This window comes from Psychrobacter sp. AOP30-A2-5 (assembly GCF_052378115.1).
Lineage (GTDB): Bacteria > Pseudomonadota > Gammaproteobacteria > Pseudomonadales > Moraxellaceae > Psychrobacter.
On sequence record NZ_JBQSXK010000008.1, the window covers coordinates 41,897 to 60,567 of the forward strand.

General features: G+C 42.7%; 14 protein-coding genes and 1 tRNA gene. 11 read left to right on the forward strand and 4 right to left on the reverse strand.

Annotated features, from left to right (window positions below):
- Nucleotides 1-84 precede the first annotated feature (84 nt).
- Nucleotides 85-3,873, reverse strand: coding sequence for a methionine synthase (gene metH, locus ACT3S4_RS07575; RefSeq protein WP_444760834.1), 3,789 nt, complete (start codon nt 3,871-3,873; stop codon nt 85-87).
- A 566-nt stretch (nt 3,874-4,439) separates the two neighbouring features.
- Between metH and ACT3S4_RS07580 the strand changes: the two genes are divergently transcribed.
- From ACT3S4_RS07580 to ACT3S4_RS07590, 3 genes are all read left to right on the forward strand, one after another.
- Nucleotides 4,440-4,994 carry a fasciclin domain-containing protein gene (locus tag ACT3S4_RS07580; protein WP_045447723.1) on the forward strand — a complete coding sequence of 185 codons (555 nt, stop codon included), beginning with the start codon at nt 4,440-4,442 and terminating at the stop codon, nt 4,992-4,994.
- 355 nt (nt 4,995-5,349) lie between these two features.
- A complete protein-coding gene (locus ACT3S4_RS07585; protein WP_444760835.1) occupies nt 5,350-6,300 on the forward strand; it encodes a fasciclin domain-containing protein in 951 nt (316 codons plus the stop codon).
- A gap of 183 nt (nt 6,301-6,483) precedes the next feature.
- Entirely contained in the window at nt 6,484-7,089 is a 606-nt protein-coding gene (locus tag ACT3S4_RS07590; protein WP_087814347.1) for a fasciclin domain-containing protein, read from the forward strand.
- 356 nt (nt 7,090-7,445) lie between these two features.
- Here ACT3S4_RS07590 and ACT3S4_RS07595 read toward each other — a convergent pair whose 3' ends face one another.
- Entirely contained in the window at nt 7,446-8,993 is a 1,548-nt protein-coding gene (locus tag ACT3S4_RS07595) for an alanine/glycine:cation symporter family protein (protein WP_055125213.1), read from the reverse strand.
- A 1,200-nt stretch (nt 8,994-10,193) separates the two neighbouring features.
- On the opposite strand from ACT3S4_RS07595, the gene ACT3S4_RS07600 reads away from it, so the two are divergent.
- The 4 genes from ACT3S4_RS07600 to ACT3S4_RS07615 all read left to right on the forward strand — a co-directional run bounded on the left by ACT3S4_RS07600 (nt 10,194) and on the right by ACT3S4_RS07615 (nt 14,055).
- Complete coding sequence (locus ACT3S4_RS07600; protein WP_045456163.1) at nt 10,194-10,826, forward strand: LemA family protein; 633 nt, start codon at nt 10,194-10,196, stop codon at nt 10,824-10,826.
- Between the two features lie 262 nt (nt 10,827-11,088).
- Nucleotides 11,089-12,246: a TPM domain-containing protein gene (locus ACT3S4_RS07605; RefSeq protein WP_443215814.1), complete on the forward strand. Its 1,158-nt coding sequence runs from the start codon at nt 11,089-11,091 to the stop codon at nt 12,244-12,246.
- Nucleotides 12,247-12,320: 74 nt separating this feature from the next.
- On the forward strand, nt 12,321-12,845 hold the full coding sequence (locus tag ACT3S4_RS07610) for a TPM domain-containing protein (protein ID WP_055125215.1): 525 nt from the start codon (nt 12,321-12,323) through the stop codon (nt 12,843-12,845).
- A 211-nt stretch (nt 12,846-13,056) separates the two neighbouring features.
- On the forward strand, nt 13,057-14,055 hold the full coding sequence (locus ACT3S4_RS07615; RefSeq protein WP_443549110.1) for an adenosine deaminase: 999 nt from the start codon (nt 13,057-13,059) through the stop codon (nt 14,053-14,055).
- Between the two features lie 142 nt (nt 14,056-14,197).
- Here ACT3S4_RS07615 and ACT3S4_RS07620 read toward each other — a convergent pair whose 3' ends face one another.
- On the reverse strand, nt 14,198-14,998 hold the full coding sequence (locus ACT3S4_RS07620) for an NAD-dependent deacylase (RefSeq protein ID WP_444760836.1): 801 nt from the start codon (nt 14,996-14,998) through the stop codon (nt 14,198-14,200).
- A gap of 35 nt (nt 14,999-15,033) precedes the next feature.
- Between ACT3S4_RS07620 and ACT3S4_RS07625 the strand changes: the two genes are divergently transcribed.
- Entirely contained in the window at nt 15,034-15,402 is a 369-nt protein-coding gene (locus ACT3S4_RS07625; protein WP_045454568.1) for a hypothetical protein, read from the forward strand.
- Nucleotides 15,403-15,564: 162 nt separating this feature from the next.
- Here ACT3S4_RS07625 and ACT3S4_RS07630 read toward each other — a convergent pair.
- Nucleotides 15,565-15,641 (reverse strand) — tRNA-Arg (locus ACT3S4_RS07630).
- Between the two features lie 358 nt (nt 15,642-15,999).
- Here ACT3S4_RS07630 and ACT3S4_RS07635 point away from each other — a divergent pair.
- The 3 genes from ACT3S4_RS07635 to ACT3S4_RS07645 all read left to right on the forward strand — a co-directional run bounded on the left by ACT3S4_RS07635 (nt 16,000) and on the right by ACT3S4_RS07645 (nt 18,630).
- Nucleotides 16,000-16,632: a c-type cytochrome gene (locus ACT3S4_RS07635; protein ID WP_444760837.1), complete on the forward strand. Its 633-nt coding sequence runs from the start codon at nt 16,000-16,002 to the stop codon at nt 16,630-16,632.
- Between the two features lie 232 nt (nt 16,633-16,864).
- Nucleotides 16,865-17,827, forward strand: a complete 963-nt coding sequence (locus ACT3S4_RS07640) for an ABC transporter ATP-binding protein (RefSeq protein ID WP_201540399.1) — start codon at nt 16,865-16,867, stop codon at nt 17,825-17,827.
- Nucleotides 17,828-17,856: 29 nt separating this feature from the next.
- A complete protein-coding gene (locus tag ACT3S4_RS07645; protein WP_045446727.1) occupies nt 17,857-18,630 on the forward strand; it encodes an ABC transporter permease in 774 nt (257 codons plus the stop codon).
- Nucleotides 18,631-18,671: the final 41 nt, after the last annotated feature.

Sequence of the window (18,671 nt, forward strand, 5' to 3'; positions counted from 1 at the left end):
ATATTTGTTATTTTGCTAGTCTATCATTTAAAAAAGCGGGCTTTCAAATAGAAGCCCGCTTTTCTGTTGTTTAATAAAACACTCCTACAAATTCGGATTTAACCACTTCTCAGCAGTCTTCATATCCCAGCCTTTACGCTCAGCATAACTCTCTAACTGATCACGGCTTATCTTACCGACGTTGAAATACTCACTGTCAGGATGCGAGTAATAGAATCCGCTGACCGATGACGCAGGCCACATCGCATAGCTTTCGGTTAGCGTTGTACCAATCGCATCTACCGTACCGAGCCAATCAAACAATTTGCCTTTTTCGGTATGCTCAGGGCAGGCAGGGTAGCCAGGCGCAGGGCGGATACCCACGTATTTCTCTTTGATCATCTCATCATTAGTGAGTGATTCAGTCGGTTGATAGCCCCAATACTCTTTACGGATGAGCTCATGCAGATGCTCAGCAAAGGCTTCAGCTAAGCGATCAGACAATGCCTGCACCATGATGGCATTATAGTCATCACCTGCTGCTTTGTACTTTTCAGCCAGTGCTTCTGTACCGACGATAGAGACGGTAAAGCCGCCCAAGTGGTCAGTGTGGGTGTTAGATGGTGAGATAAAGTCTGCCAAGCTAAAGTTAGGCTTGCCGCTGGCCTTGTCGCTTTGCTGACGTAAGTGCTCGAATTGATATTCTGCTGCGCCGCCTTTAGTAGTACGGTCATAGACAGTAACGGTATCGGCACCCGTACGGCGAGCTGGCATAAGTTTGAACACCCCTTTGGCGACGATTAATTTTTCATCAATCATCTTTTGCATCAGCTCATTGGCATTATCGAACAAATCGCGTGCCGCTTCGCCGACTACATCATCTTGCAATATTTTCGGATACTTACCGACCAGTCCCCAAGAGATAAAGAATGGTGTCCAGTCGATATAAGGCAGCAGGTTAGCGATTGGATAGTCATCAAATATCACTTGCCCCAGCTTATTGGGGACTGGTGGCACATAGTTTTCCCAATCATACTGAAAACCAATCTTGACCGATTCGGCATACGTGACCTTCGCCGCTTTTGGTTGACGCTTGGCAAGGCGTTCACGTACTTTGACATACTCTTCGCGAGTTTCATCGATAAGCGCTTGACGGTGTTCTTTGGAGAGCAGTTTGGTGACTACACCGACTGAGCGTGAGGCATCAGATACATAGATGACGGCATCATTTTGGTATTGTGGCTCGACTTTGACCGCGGTATGCGCTTTGGAGGTCGTTGCACCGCCAATCATCAAGGGTAGCGTCATGCCGCGCTCTTGCATTTGCTTGGCGACATAGACCATCTCATCGAGACTTGGGGTAATCAGACCTGACAAGCCAATGATATCGACTTCTTCTGCGATAGCGGTATCGAGGATTTTTTCACACGGCACCATGACACCCAGATCAACGATATCATAGCCGTTACAGCCCAGCACCACGCCGACGATGTTTTTACCGATATCGTGGACGTCGCCTTTGACCGTTGCCATGAGGATTTTGCCTTTCTTTTCACCCTCGACTTTTTCTGCTTCGATATACGGATTTAGCCACGCAACGGATTGTTTCATCACTCGCGCAGATTTCACGACCTGAGGTAAGAACATTTTACCGGCACCAAATAAGTCACCGACGATATTCATCCCGTCCATGAGTGGCCCTTCGATGACTTCTAGCGGCTTGGGGTATTTCTCCCATGCTTCTTTAGTATCGGCCTCGATAAAGGTCGTGATGCCTTTGACCAGTGCATGAGCGATGCGCTCTTCTACTGTGCCTTCGCGCCAGCTCATATCAACGGTGCTGTCTTTTTTCTTACCACCGTTTTGGTAGTTCTCAGCCACAGTCATCAGACGTTCGGTGGCATCTTGACCGCTCTCACCTTGGTTGCGGTTGAGCATCACATCTTCGATGGCGTCACGAGCTTCTTTTGGAATATCGTCATATAACTCAAGCATGGCAGGGTTGACGATACCCATGGTTAAGCCATTCTGAATCGCATGATAGAGGAATACGGAGTTGATGGCTTCACGGATAGGATTACCACGGAAACTGAACGAGACGTTAGAGACACCGCCGGATACCATCGCATTGGGCAAGTTATCGGTAATCCATTTGGTGGCATTGATAAAGTCCGCACCATAATTATTATGCTCAGTGATACCAGTGGCAACGGCAAAAATGTTCGGGTCAAAAATAATGTCTTCTGATGGGAAACCAACTTCATTGACCAACACATCATAGCTGCGTTGACAAATCTGAATCTTACGCTCGTAAGTATCGGCTTGACCGTCTTCATCAAATGCCATGACGATAACGGCGGCACCGTAGCGCATGCAAAGCTTGGCACGCTCAACGAATTCAGTATGACCTTCTTTTAATGAGATAGAGTTGACAACGGACTTGCCTTGGATACGCTTAAGGCCTTCTTCGATGATGTCCCATTTAGACGAGTCAATCATCAGCGGTACGCGGCTGATATCAGGTTCACCAGACACCAAGTTGACGAAATGAATCATCGCTTGCTTAGAGTCGAGCATGCCTTCGTCCATATTGATATCGACGATTTGCGCGCCGCCTTCGACCTGATCTCGTGCCACATCGAGCGCTTCGGTGTAGGCTTCGGTTTTAATCAAGCGTAAAAACTTTTTAGAGCCTGTGACGTTGGTACGTTCACCCACGTTGACGAACAAGCTATCTGCATTAATAGTAAATGGCTCAAGACCTGACAAACGGCAGGCAGGTGGGATATCTGGAATGACGCGCGGTGGATAATTTGCCACCATTTTAGCGATTTGACGGATATGCTCAGGCGTCGTACCACAACAGCCACCAACGATGTTTAAGATACCTGCTTTGGCAAAGCCTTCGAGCAGGGCGGCGGTTTGTTCGGCTGTTTCATCATATTCACCAAACTCGTTGGGCAGACCTGCGTTCGGATGCGCGGACACATAGGTATTAGCAATGTTCGATAGCGTTTGGATATGCGGACGCAGCGCATCAGCGCCTAATGCGCAATTAAAGCCAACCGATAATGGCTTGGCATGGCGGATTGAATTATAAAAGGCTTCAGCGGTTTGACCTGATAGCGTTCGACCTGAGGCATCGGTAATGGTGCCCGAAATCATAATCGGTAACTCAAAACCAATGTCATCAAACACACCCGTAATGGCGAAGATTGCTGCTTTGGCATTGAGCGTATCAAATATTGTTTCGATGAGGATGAGGTCGACACCGCCTTCTATCAGGCATAAGGTCGCTTCATGATAATTTAGTACCAATTCGTCAAAGGTAATGTTACGAAAAGCTGGGTCATTGACGTCCGGTGATAGCGAGCACGTGCGTGAAGTTGGCCCTACGACACCAGCGACAAAACGCGGTTTCTCAGGCGTTTTTGCCGTAAATTCATCCGCCGCTTGACGGGCAATCTTGGCTGCTGTCTTATTCAGCTCTGGCACTAGATACTGCATATCGTAGTCAGCCATCGACAGACGCGTACCGTTAAAGGTATTGGTCTCGATGATATCGGCACCAGCTAGCAGATGATCGTGATGAATGTCTTTAATCATGTGCGGCTGTGTCAGTACCAATAAATCATTGTTACCGCGTACGTCTTGATTGATATCGGCAAAACGCTCACCACGATAATCTGCTTCTTCTAATTTATAGGTCTGAATCTGTGTACCCATCGCCCCATCTAACATCAAGATGCGTGATGCCATTTGCTCGGTGATACGTGCACGTGCCGTCAATTGCTGTTCTTTATAAGGAAACACGGCAGGTGGCGTTAAAATAAAGTCATCAGCGGATGATGGATTAGAAGTAGGATCAGATTGAGAAGTCATCGTTTGAGTCATAGGAGCGCTGCTTATATCGTCAATGTTATAAAAGGGGAAGTAATAAGAATAAGAATAATAAATAGCGTGCAACATTCATAAAAGGCGTGGGCAAATCCGCATTATTCTAGCATGAAAATCATACCTCACGTGGGACAGTACTTATTCCTCTTTGGCAATATGCTAGACAAAAAATCTGCCTGTTGATTGAGTGAGCATGATGTTCAAATTTTATGACATTAAATGATTAGGAACAAATGAATATCATTTCGCTTAAAGATTACATAAAGCTTTGTTTCTATAAATGAAAGCACAACGATTGTGCTTAAAAGTCAGACAGAGTTTACACCTGTACTACAAAAAGTTGCGTAAAGAGGAATTGATAAAGCTTGGTTATATGTTAATTTAATTTCAGAATGATTGATGTTTCATAAGCAATACTTACTAGTAAATGTTAATAGTTGTATTAGTGACATCTAACATTTACCACTATTATTAGCGCTAGTATTTGCTATAAGGGAAGACGATCTAATCTGCAAGACAGTTATAGAACAGTCAATAAATACTCAATCATTAAGGATAATGTTATGAAGCTTACTAAAATTGCTACCATCGGTACATTAGCACTCTCAATCGCTGGTTTGAGCGCTTGTAATAATATGATGCCAAGCAAAAGCGCAGCCATGAAAGCGCCTATGCACAGTCAATCTATGGCAAAAATGAATGTGGTACAAGTTGCCCAAAGTAATCCTGACTTCTCGCTACTGGTCGAAGCCGTCGTAGCGGCAGATTTGGCGGGTGCTTTGTCTAACCCGAATGCAAACTATACAATATTTGCGCCGACCAATGCCGCATTTGTACAAGTCTTGCAAGAAACAGGCATGAGCAAAGCACAACTATTTGCCAACAAGCCACTATTGACTAAGATTTTAGGCTATCACGTGATTAACGGTGCTGCGCCAGTATATGCGAAAGACGTTAAACCGGGCAATATCACTATGTTCAGTAAAGATACTCTGATGGTCACCAATCAGGGTAAATTGATGGACGAAAATGGTCGTACTACCAATATCATAAAAACCGATATTGCTGCTAATAACGGTGTAGTACATGTTATCGATAGAGTATTACTGCCCAAATAAGATTGATTTAAAAATTTTAGTCAAAGAATTATATCCCTATTACTTTGTATGATGCAGTTGGTATGAGTACCAGCTACCGTCTTTGATGACATGACTATTAAATACACGCTACTTTGATTGCTAACGGTTTTAGATGAAGCTCCTTTAGATGAAATTGCTGGCATTTAGAATATTTGAGATATTTTTAAGCGTGTCATCATTATTGTTTAACACTACGACAATAAACGACAGTCATCTTTGTTTCTTGTTGAAAGCTTTGATCATTTAACAATTTAAATCATTCGACTTCAATCATTCGACGGATGCTACTGACAAAGTAGATGGTCCATCTGGACTCATACATAAGGATATACTCATGCTAAAAAGAACCCTATTATCTCTGGCGCTTGCCATGACCATTTTGCCGCTAGCCGCTTGTAATGACGACGACAATGATTTTTCAGTTGTTGTAGAAGCGCCAACACAAAATATTGCAGAAATTGCTGCTGAAAATAAAGATTTAACCATTCTTAACGCTGCATTAAAGGCATCTGGACTTGATAAAGTTTTGATGTCATCAGAGGACGAATTTACTGTATTTGCACCTACTGATGCTGCATTCGCTGAATTATTAGAAGAGCTTGATGTGACGTCAGAAGAGTTATTGGCTGACAAAGAGCTATTAACCATGGTCTTAACTTATCATGTTATCCCCAATATGACAGTCAAAGCTGCTGACATTCCTTATGGCGACAGTATCGAAACAGTCAATGGTCAAGCGTTCTCTATTAGTGATGCCAATATCATTATGGATGCAAGTGGGGATACCTCTAAAATTATCAAAACAGATGTATTGGCCACTAATGGCGTCATTCACCTCATTGACGACGTATTGCTACCTACTGACAAGTCTATAGTCGATCTAGCCGTTGCCACAGAGGATCTCAGTATCCTCAAAGAAGCGGTGGTAGCAGCAGGATTGGCTGATGCCCTCGCTGATGAAGACGCTGACCTTACCGTCTTTGCACCAAACAATGCCGCTTTTGCTAAATTATTAGCTGAACTTGATATAAGTAAAGAACAGTTATTACAAGATAAGCCGTTGTTGACGAAAGTGCTCACCTATCATGTGATTGAAGACGACCGCGTCTTTGCCTCTGAAATTATGGCAGGCAGTCAAGAGATGCTAGAAGGCAGTAGCATCACATTTGACGCTAAAAAACAAATTACCGATGGGAGAAATCGTACCTCTAATATCGTGACCGCGAATATACAAGCGAACAATGGAGTTGTACACGTGATCGATACAGTGTTGCTACCTAAGTAAGCATTAATCCGAAATTAATCAGTTAAAATTATAGTTATTGGTATAGCAGAGGCGACATTATTACTATTGTTTAGTTGCTATCATTTGCAACAGATAAGTGGTTCGCTGTTATATACATTAACTGGGTTAAGTTATTTGTCAAACAAGTCACTTAACAGACTATCCCTTTATAAGGAAATACTTATGTTGAAGAAAAACTTACTTTCTATTGCTGTCGTTACAGCTGCCATGTCATTAGCCGCTTGTAATGATAAAGAAGCAGTTACTGATCCTGTTGAGCCTGAAGTGACTACTGAAGAAGTGGTTGTAGAGCCTGTTGCCGAAGTTGAGCCAATGACTGAAGCCGATCCAATGGCCGATACTGCTGCGACGCAAAGCATTGCTGAAATAGCAGCTGGCAACGAAAATCTAACGATTCTAACGGCTGCGTTACAAGCTGCTGGCTTAGATACAATGATGATGGATGCTGGGACTTATACAGTATTTGCACCAACTGATGATGCATTTGCTCCTGTGCTAGAGAAGCTAGGCGTTACTAAAGAAGAGCTATTAGCCGATACAGATCTACTGAAAAAAGTACTTCCATATCACGTAGTGCCTATGGTTGTTATGGCAGCTGACATTCCTTATGGTACTGATGTTGCTACTGTAAATGGTGCTACTATCAATATTAGTGATGCTAATGTCATCACTGATGCGACTGGTAACACGGCTAATATTACTGGTACAGATATCATGGCAACGAACGGTGTGGTTCACACTATCGATGCAGTATTGATGCCTGAGTAAGTTGTTTCTATAGTCTCTTTATTTATGATTAATTAATTATTTAAATAATGACGTCGAAGAAGCCTAGCTATTGAGCTGGGCTTTTTTGCGTTTGGGGGATACCTAATGTTTACCATAGCATTGATATAAATCAGTCGCATGAAAACGGTTCAATGTAGTGGAGAGTAAGATAAATGAGCCTCTCATTGGTTTAAAATGATGCAAGTTTAATGATGAATGATGAACGATGAACGATGAATGATGAATGATGAATGCAAAGGTTTGAAACAGAAAAGCCCGAAACGATGGTTTCGGGCTTTTGTTTTGGAGGTTTGAATAACAATTATGTTAAAGAATGATAGCTACGTTATAGAATATTACTTATGCTCTTTACGTAGTGGATCTGCTGCCATTCTTTGTTGCTCTTTTAGATGACGCTCTTCCCAATAAGGGGCGTTTTTGATGCCGAATTTTGCAGGATCAAAACTGTAGCGCTCAACACCTGCTTTACGCTGTGCTTCATAGTCTTTTAGCATAGTAAGCGTTGGACGAGCCACAATGAAGATGACCAAAATACCAACGATGTTCAACCAAGCCATAAGCCCAACACCAATATCACCAATAGCCCAAATGTAGCCAGCTGAGTTTAGGCCGCCGTAAGCAACCATCACCATGATTAAGATTTTGACTAAGAATAGACCAGTCTTGTTGGCACTGCGACCGACAAAGCGCGTTAGATAAGCAACGTTCACTTCGGCGATGTAGTAGTAAGCCAAGATAGTGGTAAAGGCAAAGAAGAAGACAGCAATAGCGATAAAGGTGTTACCAAAACCACCATAAACAGATTCCATCGCCATTTGCGTGAATGCAGGGGCGTTGATTTCAGTGGTAGCAGCGACATTCTGTACGATGAACTGACCGTCTGGTAATGTTCCTTGAATGTTATAAGTACCCATTGTTAGGATCATGAAGGCAGTAGCAGAACATACTAATAGGGTATCGACATATACTGAGAATGCCTGAACCAAACCCTGCTGTGATGGATGCTCAACTTCAGCAGCAGCAGCAGCATGAGGACCTGTACCTTGACCTGCTTCATTTGAGTAAATACCACGTTTTACGCCCCAACCAATCGCTGCACCAAAACCTGCTTGAGCAGTAAATGCATCGCTAACGATTAGACCAAATACTTGTGGAATCATATCAAAGTTAGTAAACATGATGATCAGTGCAAGGACGATATAGCCCAATGCCATAAAAGGAACGGCATACTCGGTAAACGTTGCGATACGCTTGATACCACCAAAAATGATAATACCTAATACCACAAGGATAATGGCTAAGGCTACTAGACGCATTGAGCCAACTTCTAAGGCGCCAATGCTCATAACAGACCCTTCGCCCATTACCTGTGCGAAAGCATTGATAACGCCGTTTGCCTGTACACCTGGTAAAAATATACCACAAGCGAGGATAGATGAGATTGCAAAGAGGATGCCATACCATTTTTGGCCAAGTGCGCGCTCAAAATAGTAAGCTGGGCCACCGCGATATTCGCCAGTGATGACGTCTTTTTCTTTATAAATCTGTGCGAGCGTAGACTCAACATAAGCAGTAGATGCGCCTAAGAAGGCCACGACCCACATCCAAAATACGGCACCTGGGCCACCGAAACCGATAGCCGCAGCTACCCCAGCGATGTTACCCATACCCACGCGTCCTGCGAGTGATACGGCAAGTGCCTGAAATGATGAAATACCTTGATCACTAGATTTACCAGTAAAGAGTAATTTGATCATTTCACCGAACAGACGCACTTGTACGAAGCGCGTCATAATGGAATAAAATAGGCCCGCGCCCAAGCACAGATAGATCAGTGCGGGGCTCCAGATAATTCCGTTTACTAAGTTAACTAAACCTTCCATATGTATATTCCTAGTACTGTCTCAAAGTGGCTCTGTATGCTAGGAGTAAGCTAACTGGTTAACTTACTTATTTAAGTTAAGCAGTTAAATTATCTACATTGACTCATGTATATCCGTTAAGTCTCATACGCGCTTAGCCACTAAGAATGGACTGTAGTTGTCTGTAGTTATCCGCTTGGTTTATCAGTAATATTGACGGTTTGCTTATGCTTATTACCGATGATATGTGTATCAGCATAGTTGCAAGGCGTAAGCTGTCTCAATTACTGCGACATTTATCTTATCACTTAATATCTGAGATGAATGTTCAGTAGACCGGTGGATAAAACAGGCGGTTATAATATTAAATACTTATCATGCCGATAGCATTCAACTTTTTGTGAGCGGTATCGATTGACTACAGGGTTGATGTGGCTGATTGAAACGATTAAGCGAGTCTCTAATAATTGAGTAATATTTTACATAGAAATCAACAACTCGCTAATACTAATCAAGCCATAAGTCCACTACCAAATGTATTCAAACCGTACGGCTACGTAACTGCAATTTGCCATATTTTTGTCGTAATTACTAGAATTTTCTTTGTACAGAAGCATATATATTCATATTGAGTCAGGAAGATATGACTACAAATAACGATAAAATATCGTATGTTTTGACCATTGTTAGATATCGAATCAATAGATAAAGCCACATCAACTACACAAAAACAGAGCGATCATTAACCGCTTATCTGTCACTCCTCTATACTGGACAAGCTATGCACTAAAGATAATGCCAGTGGTTCGATGATATTTGTGAGGTAGATGTTATCAATGATAGGTAATAAAAACGAGCAATAGTCATGGGATAGCAGTGTGGTTTTGCGGTTGTGTTTTGGTAACGGCTAATTGTAAAAATAATGAGATAGCGCCATCATTGTGTAAGATATCTTATCCTATAGTTTTGTTTCGTTGATAAGAAGAGACTCTAGCAGAGCGGCATACGATTGCTATCGTACTCATTAACTGCTGTTTTTATGTTTAGTGTGGCTTTAATATAAGTGATGTGCCTTTAATTATAAAAAATATACGGCTCTAATACTTAAATAGACATACATTTGCATGACCTCTTGTATCAGCTTCAAAATACAAGCTTTAAAAAATTATTAATAAAGTGTTACTGGTTATTTATTATTTACCATTATTAGGAGAAACAATGATGACGCGTCAATCAATTGTAAAACCCATATTGCTCGCAGCCGTGTTAGCGACGTCTACCGTTGGTCTAAGCGGTTGTGGCTACAACAACCTGCAAGCTCAAGATGAGCAAGTTACCGCGTCGTGGTCAGAAGTGGTGAACCAATATCAACGCCGCGCTGATTTGGTGCCAAACTTAGTCAAAGTCGTGCAGCAGTATGCTGAGCAAGAACAAGAAGTGTTTACTCAAGTAGCTGAGGCACGCTCTCGTGCTGGTAGCATTACTGTGACGCCAGAAGTACTGAATGATCCAGAAGCGATGGAGCGTTATGCAGCTGCACAGGAACAGATGACAGGTGCACTATCACGTCTGATGGCTGTCTCTGAACGTTATCCTGAGCTAAAGTCAGATGCTTTGTTCCAAGACTTACAAGCCCAGCTCGAAGGCACTGAAAACCGTATTGCCGTTGCTCGTAACCGTTATATTCAAGAAGTGCAAAGCTACAATACGACGGTGCGCCAGTTCCCAACTAACATTACAGCAAAAGTATTTGGTATGAATGCCAAGCCAAACTTTAGCGTGGCGAATGAAGACGCTATTTCAACCGCACCAAGTGTTGACTTCGGTGATGATAAGTCAGCGACAGCTGAATAGTGGTGATTGAGTAGAGATGAAAACAGAGCGGGATTTGCCGCTCTGTTTGTTTACATTTTTATCGTTTAGCTTAGTTAGCCACTAGTTTGCTTAGCCACATTTTTAAAGGTATTGATGGATATGAATGCCTATTAAACTTAATACCAAATCCGAAAAGTACGATTAGCTATGTCAAATTTGGTTTCTTTGCTATGCTAATTTTTGTAAATGGTATCACGTAGATTCACTCAGTACAGATGTCACTTGAGGTGGTATAGATTAGATGAACAATTCAAAAGCAATCCTATCAGTATTACTGTTCACACTCAGCGTCAGTAGTGCGTCTGTGTTGTATGCTGCGCCTAATGAAGCCATTGATAGTACCTCAGACATGCAAAGTCGTAGTGTTGAGGATTTGGTAGCGATTGCCAAAGCGGGCGAGTCTAATGAAGCGATCAATGACGCTGTATTGGGTAATGATGCAATCAATGATGCCATTTTAGGTAATGAGGCGATTAACCCTAATGTGGCTAATAATGAGGCAACAGTTGGGTCAACAGCCGCAAATCCTTCTCCTATACAGTCGAATGCACCCAGTGTCGATGCCGATAAGCTCATATTAAATAATCCTGTCGTTGATCAGGCTAATATTCTAAATCCGCAAGAAAAACAGCGTCTAGAGGCGCAGCTTAGAAATATTTATCAGCAAGGTCTTGCGCAAGCAGCGGTGGTTATCGTTCCTACGACCAATGGTGTTCCTATCTTTGACTATGCTCTACAAGTAGCTGAGAAATGGCAGCTGGGCAATAAAGACATTGATGATGGCTTACTCATGGTAGTCGCCGTCAATGACCGTGATATGTACATTTTGACGGGTTATGGACTAGAGGGTGTTTTACCAGATGCTGCCGTCAATCGTATTATTCGTGAAGATATCACGCCGTTATTTAAGCAAAATAACTATGGCGCTGGGATAATAGCTGGCGTTGACGCGCTCAAAACGCGGCTGACTGCTGATCCTGAGGTATTGGCTCGTGCCGATGCGCAAGCAGCCGAGCGTAGTGCACAACAAGGTTCAGACGAGCTACCATCGCCCATATTTTTATTCATTATGGCAATGATATTTGGAAGCTTTATTACCAGTATTTTTGGTCGTGTATTTGGTTCTATTATTACTGCTGGTGGGTTTTTTGCGGGATCGTTAGCCTTAGGCGGTGGTTTTTTTATGACCGTTATTATGGCTATCTTCTTATGGCTATTTTTGATTTCACGAGGTGGTGGCGGTGGTGGTAAAGGTGGATCTGGCGGCGGTCGTAGAGGCGGCGGCATGGTATTCCTACCCGGTATGGGCGGCGGCTCTGGAGGTGGTGGTTTTGGCGGCGGCGGCTTCGGTGGTGGTGGCGGCGGTTTTGGTGGCGGCGGTGCTGGTGGCTCGTGGTAGACGCTTGGTAGATGCTTAAGTAAAAACAGATACTAAACGACCGTCAGCAATGACGTATTTGAGGAAATAGTAAAATGTCAGAAAACAACGCGTCAAATCCCAGTTTTGCCCGCTGGTGGCGTCAAGTATTATTTATTCCTATATTGCATAGTAAATGGTTAACAGCAGCAGCCAAAGCACGTTTGACAGACGAGGTGACCCGTGCAGAGCGAGGGCATCGCGGTGAGGTGTTTTTGATTGTAGAAAACCATCTGCCTATACAAGACGCCTATTATATTGGCTGTCGCGAACGTGCGATTGAGCTGTTTAGTGAGTATCGAGTTTGGGATACTGAAGAGAATACGGGCGTCTTGGTGTATGTCAATATTTGCGAGCATCAGTTAGAGATCGTAGCTGATCGTGGTATCAGTGCTCATGTCAGCCCCACCGTTTGGCGGGCGATGTGTGATAAGGCCGTGTCAGGTATTGCCAATCAAAAAACCGAAGAAAGCTTGGCTGAATTGTTAGATGAAGTTGGGCAAGTGCTGCGTCAGTATTATCATTTGGAGCAGGATCCAGCGGGTAACGAGTTGTCTGATACTGTGGTGTTTTTGAAATAACGTTGATGAGGGAATCTGATGGCTTGTTATTTTGCTAGCATCGTGTTCTTTTATGGGGTTTTGGCATCAATTACAATATAATAGCGCCTCTAGAAATTGAGGGTGATTGATATATTGCTCAAGCGTCTATACAGGCTTTGCATTTATAAAGGCACTTCTCAAAAGCACTTCTCAAAAGTACTCTACTACAAAAAGCCGTCACTGGAACCCTATGATTGATTTAATAAAGAAACTACCAAAAGCTGAGCTGCATTTACATATTGAAGGCTCACTAGAACCTGAGCTGATGTTTAGATTGGCTAAAAAGAACCAGATAGAGATTCCCTACAAAGATATAGAAGATGTACGCAATGCCTACAACTTTACTAATCTACAAACTTTTTTAGATATTTACTATGCAGGCGCAAATGTTCTTATCACAAAAGATGATTTCTATGATTTAACGTGGGAATATATACTTAAGTGTGTTGAAGACAACGTCATTCATACAGAGATATTTTTTGACCCACAGACGCATACCGAACGAGGTGTGCCTTTCGAAGCCGTAATCACAGGCATCAAAGAAGCGCTCGCCGATGCTCAAGAAAAGTATGGTATTACCTCTTGTATCATCATGTGTTTCTTAAGGCATTTACCGCAAGAAGCCGCGTTTGAAACTTTAGAGCAAGCACTGGCATTCAAAGATGACATCATAGGTGTCGGTCTTGATTCGTCAGAGCTAGGCAATCCGCCATCGAAATTTAAAGAAGTTTTCAAGCAAGCTAAAGAAGCAGGTTTTAAACTGGTCGCTCATGCTGGTGAAGAGGCCGATTTTTCGTATATTTATGAAGCATTAGACTTATTAAATATCCATAGAATTGATCATGGTGTGCAATCGATAAAAAGCCCAGAGTTAATGCAGCGACTTAAAGATGAGCAAATGCCGCTGACCGTTTGCCCGAATTCAAACATCGAGTTAAAAGTCTTTGATAATTACAAAGAACACAATATCAAAGAGCTGCTAGATTATGGTCTAAATATCACCATAAACTCAGATGACCCAGCCTATTTCAAAGGTTATATGAATCAGAACTTTATAAATATATGCGAAAATTTACCACTGACAGAAGAGGATGTTGTTACTTTGGTAAAGAATTCCTTTAATGCCTCATTTATTAGTGATGAATTGAAAGCAGTATATTTGGCGAAAGTTGATCTGGCACTAAAGTAAATCAACTATGATTAGGTTTTAGATCCGAGGCTTAACGGTTGATATCAATCGTTAAGCCTTTTCTTTTTTACACGGTATGCTTTTTAGGTTCAAGCGACTTAGGTGCAAGTGACTTAGGTGCAAGTGACTTAGGTTCAGGCGACTAGAGCGCAGTGATTTTCTGGATTAATAACGGCATAATCACCCCAGCTTTTTCTGCTAAGATGATATCCACAATAGTATTCGGCGTTGGATTGGGATTTATCTCAATAATTTTGGCACCATTTTGCTTCGCTAACTGTGCGAGTCCAGCGGCAGGATAGACGAGACTGGAGGTGCCAATACTGATAAATACCTCGCAGTTCGCCGCCGCATCTTCTGCCGTTTGCCATGCTTGTACTGGTAATGCTTCGCCAAACCAAACGATATCTGGTCTGATATAGCCACCGCAATGGCGACAGGTAATCAGTGTGTCATCAAAATTGATTGTATCCTCGCTATGATACGAACCCCTCGATTGACTTTGGCAGAATGTCTTGCATTGACTACAGTGGTTATGCCACAGATTGCCATGCAAATGAGTTACCGTACTGCCAGCTTGCTCATGTAAATCATCAACATTTTGAGTGATAAGCGTTAATGATTGATTAGACGACTGAGTATGGTATTGCCACTGCGCTAAGGCAAAATGTGCAGGATTCGGTTTTTTATCTGCGACCAATTGCCTGCGCCATTGATACCATGACCACACCAGTTTTGGATCACGAATGAAAGCCTCAGGTGTCGCCAAGTCTTCCACACCATAGTTTTCCCACAAGCCTGTTTGCTTATCTCGGAAAGTTGGAATGCCACTTTCGGCTGAAATCCCTGCACCCGTTAAGATGCAAATATGCTGTTTGGATGTCAATAATTTAGCAGCAAGTTCTACTTCTGCTATTAACGCTGGTGATAATTCTGCTAACATGAGCCAACCCTTGCTAATAATGGATATCTCTTCTAATGATAGATGGAATTTGGTGGCTTGTCATATTGTTTGCCGTTATTGCCGCTTTATGGTTGTTGGCAAAGTCACGAGGCGTAAAAGTGGGTGAGACAATTCATAATAAATCGTCTAAAAGCGTGAAAAAACCTATTAATGACGACCTGCAAAAAACATCCGTACTGATCAAACAGTATTTTCCTGATTATCGAGTCACACGCAAGACCAATCATTTGTTGCTCAGTAAACAAGATAAAAAAATTGCAATGATTACGATGGATAAGAAAATTGCTTCAGGTCAGCGCCTGTTAGGTAACGTGCCCGTGATTAATTATCATCGTGTGCCTAACCGTGCCCAGCTAGCAGCTAATTTGCAGCAAGCAGAATAGGCGAGTGTTATAAGCGAAATGCCTATCATATAAGAAAACTGTCTATCAATAGACGAGCACGCACGGCGAAATCCGCAAATATTTTGAGCACGGAGTTGATAGATATTCAAGATTTAGGGTAATGCTAAGGAAGGATGACACAAATATTGTAGATACAATGATTGGTGCGCTCGGCGGGAATCGAACCCACGACCCTCGGCTTCGGAGACCGATACTCTATCCAACTGAGCTACGAGCGCATAATAACAATGGCGTACGGTATTATCAACATCATGCCTAAACGAGCGTTATGAGCAGTAAAGATGTCGAAAAATAAAGACCGCTTAGTCTAACAAATAAAATCCATAAAGCCAATGAATGAAGACAGTGATTGATGTTTTTTAAGAAAAAACAGGATAGTCATTAAACAGGCATGGCAATCTACCTGTCTTTTCCCTTATAATGGCAGGGAGAATTCATATTTATAATCACCGATTACAAGTGTGCTAGTACGCGGGATGGCTGTTTGCTATTGATAACTATTTGGTTGTCAAAGGAGGACAAGCAGAATGTCTGAGCCGTATAAGCCTTTGTATATGTAATAAGAGAACGTGACGAATGAGAAAAGTAGTTATGTTATCGGCAGCTGCCATTCTAGGAATCGCTAGTATCGCGGTGAGCCAAGCTGAAAGCGTTGTAGATACTCCTGTAACTGTTTCTGATGTAGCAGCAGCGCAGGAAGTGGTAGCAAATGCGCCTGAGCAGTTGGGTGATGATACCCAAGCTGCTGCAGATACGACTGATGGCGAGGCACCTGCCGCAGAAACTGCCGCTGCCGCACCTGCGGTTGATGAAGAGCCTATTCCGCAAGATACGCCGCAAGTGCAAAAGCTGATTGCTTTGTATCCTAACTTAATTGCTCGCATTCAGCCAGTTGCTAAAGTGTGCTTTGAAGACGATGAAGTTTGTGATGTGACGGCACGTGCCGCTGGTCCCTCAGCTGGTGACGGCCCTCGTGATGGCAAAGCAGTATACAACGCGGTATGTCAGACTTGTCATGCGGCAGGTCTACTTGGCTCACCAATCTTAGGTGACGCTGGTGCATGGGGACCACGTATCTCCAAAGGTAAAGAAACATTATATACTCATGCTATCAATGGTTTTAACGCCATGCCTGCTAAAGGTGGTGCTGATATCCCTGATGAGGAAGTTCAAAACGCTGTCGATTATATGGTTGGTGAAGCAAGCTAATTGTATTGAATATCTGGCTAAGCCTTTTACCCTATATATCAGTGGAGCGCCTATTTCATTAAATGAGATAGGCGCTTTTTTAATGATGAGTATTATCAATACGGTACTTCTAAGGCATTACAGTTGAAATTCATCAACACTAGCCTCACTTTATGACACTACACAGTCTCTTCTGTCTATTTATATTCTAAAAACATTTTTACATAAATTTATAACCAATAAAGAGGTTTTCATGTCTGAGGTACCAGCACTTGCTATCCAGAATTTATCCAAAACCTATAGCAATGGGTTTTCGGCACTCAAAGATGTCAGTTTAACCGTCCCGCAAGGAGGTTTTTTTGCGTTGCTGGGGCCAAATGGTGCTGGTAAATCAACCATGATTGGTATTATTAGCTCGCTTTTTAAACCAACAACTGGCAGCGTAAAGATCTTTGGCACCGACTTACTAGAGAATCCGTCTGTTGCTAAACAGTATCTTGGTATCGTCCCACAAGAGTTTAATTTTAATATGTTCGAAAAAGTCGAAGATATTTTGATTACACAGGCCGGTTACTTTGGTATTCCTGCCAAAGAAGCACGCCCACGGGCAAAACGATTATTAATGGCGCTAGGTCTATGGGACAAGCGCAATAGCAAGTCACGTGAGCTATCAGGTGGTATGAAGCGCCGGTTGATGATTGCAAGGGCGCTGATTCATAAGCCAAAATTATTGATTTTGGATGAGCCAACCGCTGGGGTAGATATCGAGTTACGCCGCTCTATGTGGGAGTTTATGCAGCAGATTAATATCGAAGAAAACACCACGATTATTCTGACGACTCATTATCTTGAAGAAGCGGAGCAGCTGTGCAAACGCATTGCGATTTTGGATCATGGTGAGATTCGTATTAATACTGAGATGAAGGACTTGCTAGCGCAGCTATCGGTTGAGACCTTTGTGTTTGATTTGGAGACACCGCTTACGCGTCAATTGGTTTTGGCAGGAGTGACAGACACATCGCAGCCTGATGATCAGACGCTTGAAGTCACACTGACTGAAGGCGAATCGTTGAATGGTGTTTTTGACCAGTTATCTGAGCAAGGTATCACGGTAGCCAGTATGCGTAATAAAGCCAATCGACTAGAAGAGCTATTTATGCGCTTAGTAGACAAAAATATCCAAAGTGCAGACAGCATGAAGGAGGCAGGATTGTGAGTCAAGAAATGATAGATCCTAATAAAACCATGTCATGGAATAAAAAGTGGATTGCTTTTCGCACCATTTTGTTAAAAGAGGTTCGCCGAATTCTGCGTATTTGGCCACAGACCTTGCTGCCACCAGTGATTACGATGAGTCTCTATTTTGTCATCTTCGGTAAGATGATTGGCTCGCGTGTCGGTGAAATGGGCGGCGTACCATACATGCAGTTTATCGTGCCTGGCCTCATTATGATGTCGATTATTACCAACAGTTACTCCAATGTGGTATCAAGCTTCTTTAGTGCTAAGTTCACCTCCAGTATCGAGGAGCTATTGGTCTCTCCCGTATCCAAACATGCGATTTTGATGGGCTATATTAGTGGGGGTATCTTTCGTGGACTGGCCATTGGTATCATCGTTTCGATAGTCGCACTATTTTTTACCGACCTTGGCATTGAGCATTTATTTGTGACGGTATTTACGGTACTGGGTACGTCTATCTTATTTTCACTTGGTGGCTTTATAAACGCCGTGTTTGCTCGCTCATTTGATGATATCTCTATCATTCCAAGTTTTGTGCTTACGCCATTGACATATCTTGGCGGTGTGTTTTACTCGATGGAAAACTTGTCACCATTTTGGCAAAATATCTCGCTATTAAATCCTATCGTTTATATGGTGAACTCATTCCGTTACGGTATTCTTGGTTATTCTGATGTGAATGTCTGGTATTCAATGGCCGCTATTTTTGTCTTCTGTGCGGTATTCTATACCATCGCCTATCGTTTACTCAGTAATGGCTCACGTGTGCGCTTGTAGATTAGTTTGTAAAATGTAGCTTGTCACCTTATTATAAGAGT

Coding starts and splice junctions, on each gene's coding strand:
- metH (WP_444760834.1), bottom strand. CDS start 3,873: ATGACTCAAACGATGACTTCTCAATCTGATCCTACTTCTAATCCATCA.
- ACT3S4_RS07580 (WP_045447723.1), top strand. CDS start 4,440: ATGAAGCTTACTAAAATTGCTACCATCGGTACATTAGCACTCTCAATC.
- ACT3S4_RS07585 (WP_444760835.1), top strand. CDS start 5,350: ATGCTAAAAAGAACCCTATTATCTCTGGCGCTTGCCATGACCATTTTG.
- ACT3S4_RS07590 (WP_087814347.1), top strand. CDS start 6,484: ATGTTGAAGAAAAACTTACTTTCTATTGCTGTCGTTACAGCTGCCATG.
- ACT3S4_RS07595 (WP_055125213.1), bottom strand. CDS start 8,993: ATGGAAGGTTTAGTTAACTTAGTAAACGGAATTATCTGGAGCCCCGCA.
- ACT3S4_RS07600 (WP_045456163.1), top strand. CDS start 10,194: ATGACGCGTCAATCAATTGTAAAACCCATATTGCTCGCAGCCGTGTTA.
- ACT3S4_RS07605 (WP_443215814.1), top strand. CDS start 11,089: ATGAACAATTCAAAAGCAATCCTATCAGTATTACTGTTCACACTCAGC.
- ACT3S4_RS07610 (WP_055125215.1), top strand. CDS start 12,321: ATGTCAGAAAACAACGCGTCAAATCCCAGTTTTGCCCGCTGGTGGCGT.
- ACT3S4_RS07615 (WP_443549110.1), top strand. CDS start 13,057: ATGATTGATTTAATAAAGAAACTACCAAAAGCTGAGCTGCATTTACAT.
- ACT3S4_RS07620 (WP_444760836.1), bottom strand. CDS start 14,998: ATGTTAGCAGAATTATCACCAGCGTTAATAGCAGAAGTAGAACTTGCT.
- ACT3S4_RS07625 (WP_045454568.1), top strand. CDS start 15,034: ATGATAGATGGAATTTGGTGGCTTGTCATATTGTTTGCCGTTATTGCC.
- ACT3S4_RS07635 (WP_444760837.1), top strand. CDS start 16,000: ATGAGAAAAGTAGTTATGTTATCGGCAGCTGCCATTCTAGGAATCGCT.
- ACT3S4_RS07640 (WP_201540399.1), top strand. CDS start 16,865: ATGTCTGAGGTACCAGCACTTGCTATCCAGAATTTATCCAAAACCTAT.
- ACT3S4_RS07645 (WP_045446727.1), top strand. CDS start 17,857: ATGTCATGGAATAAAAAGTGGATTGCTTTTCGCACCATTTTGTTAAAA.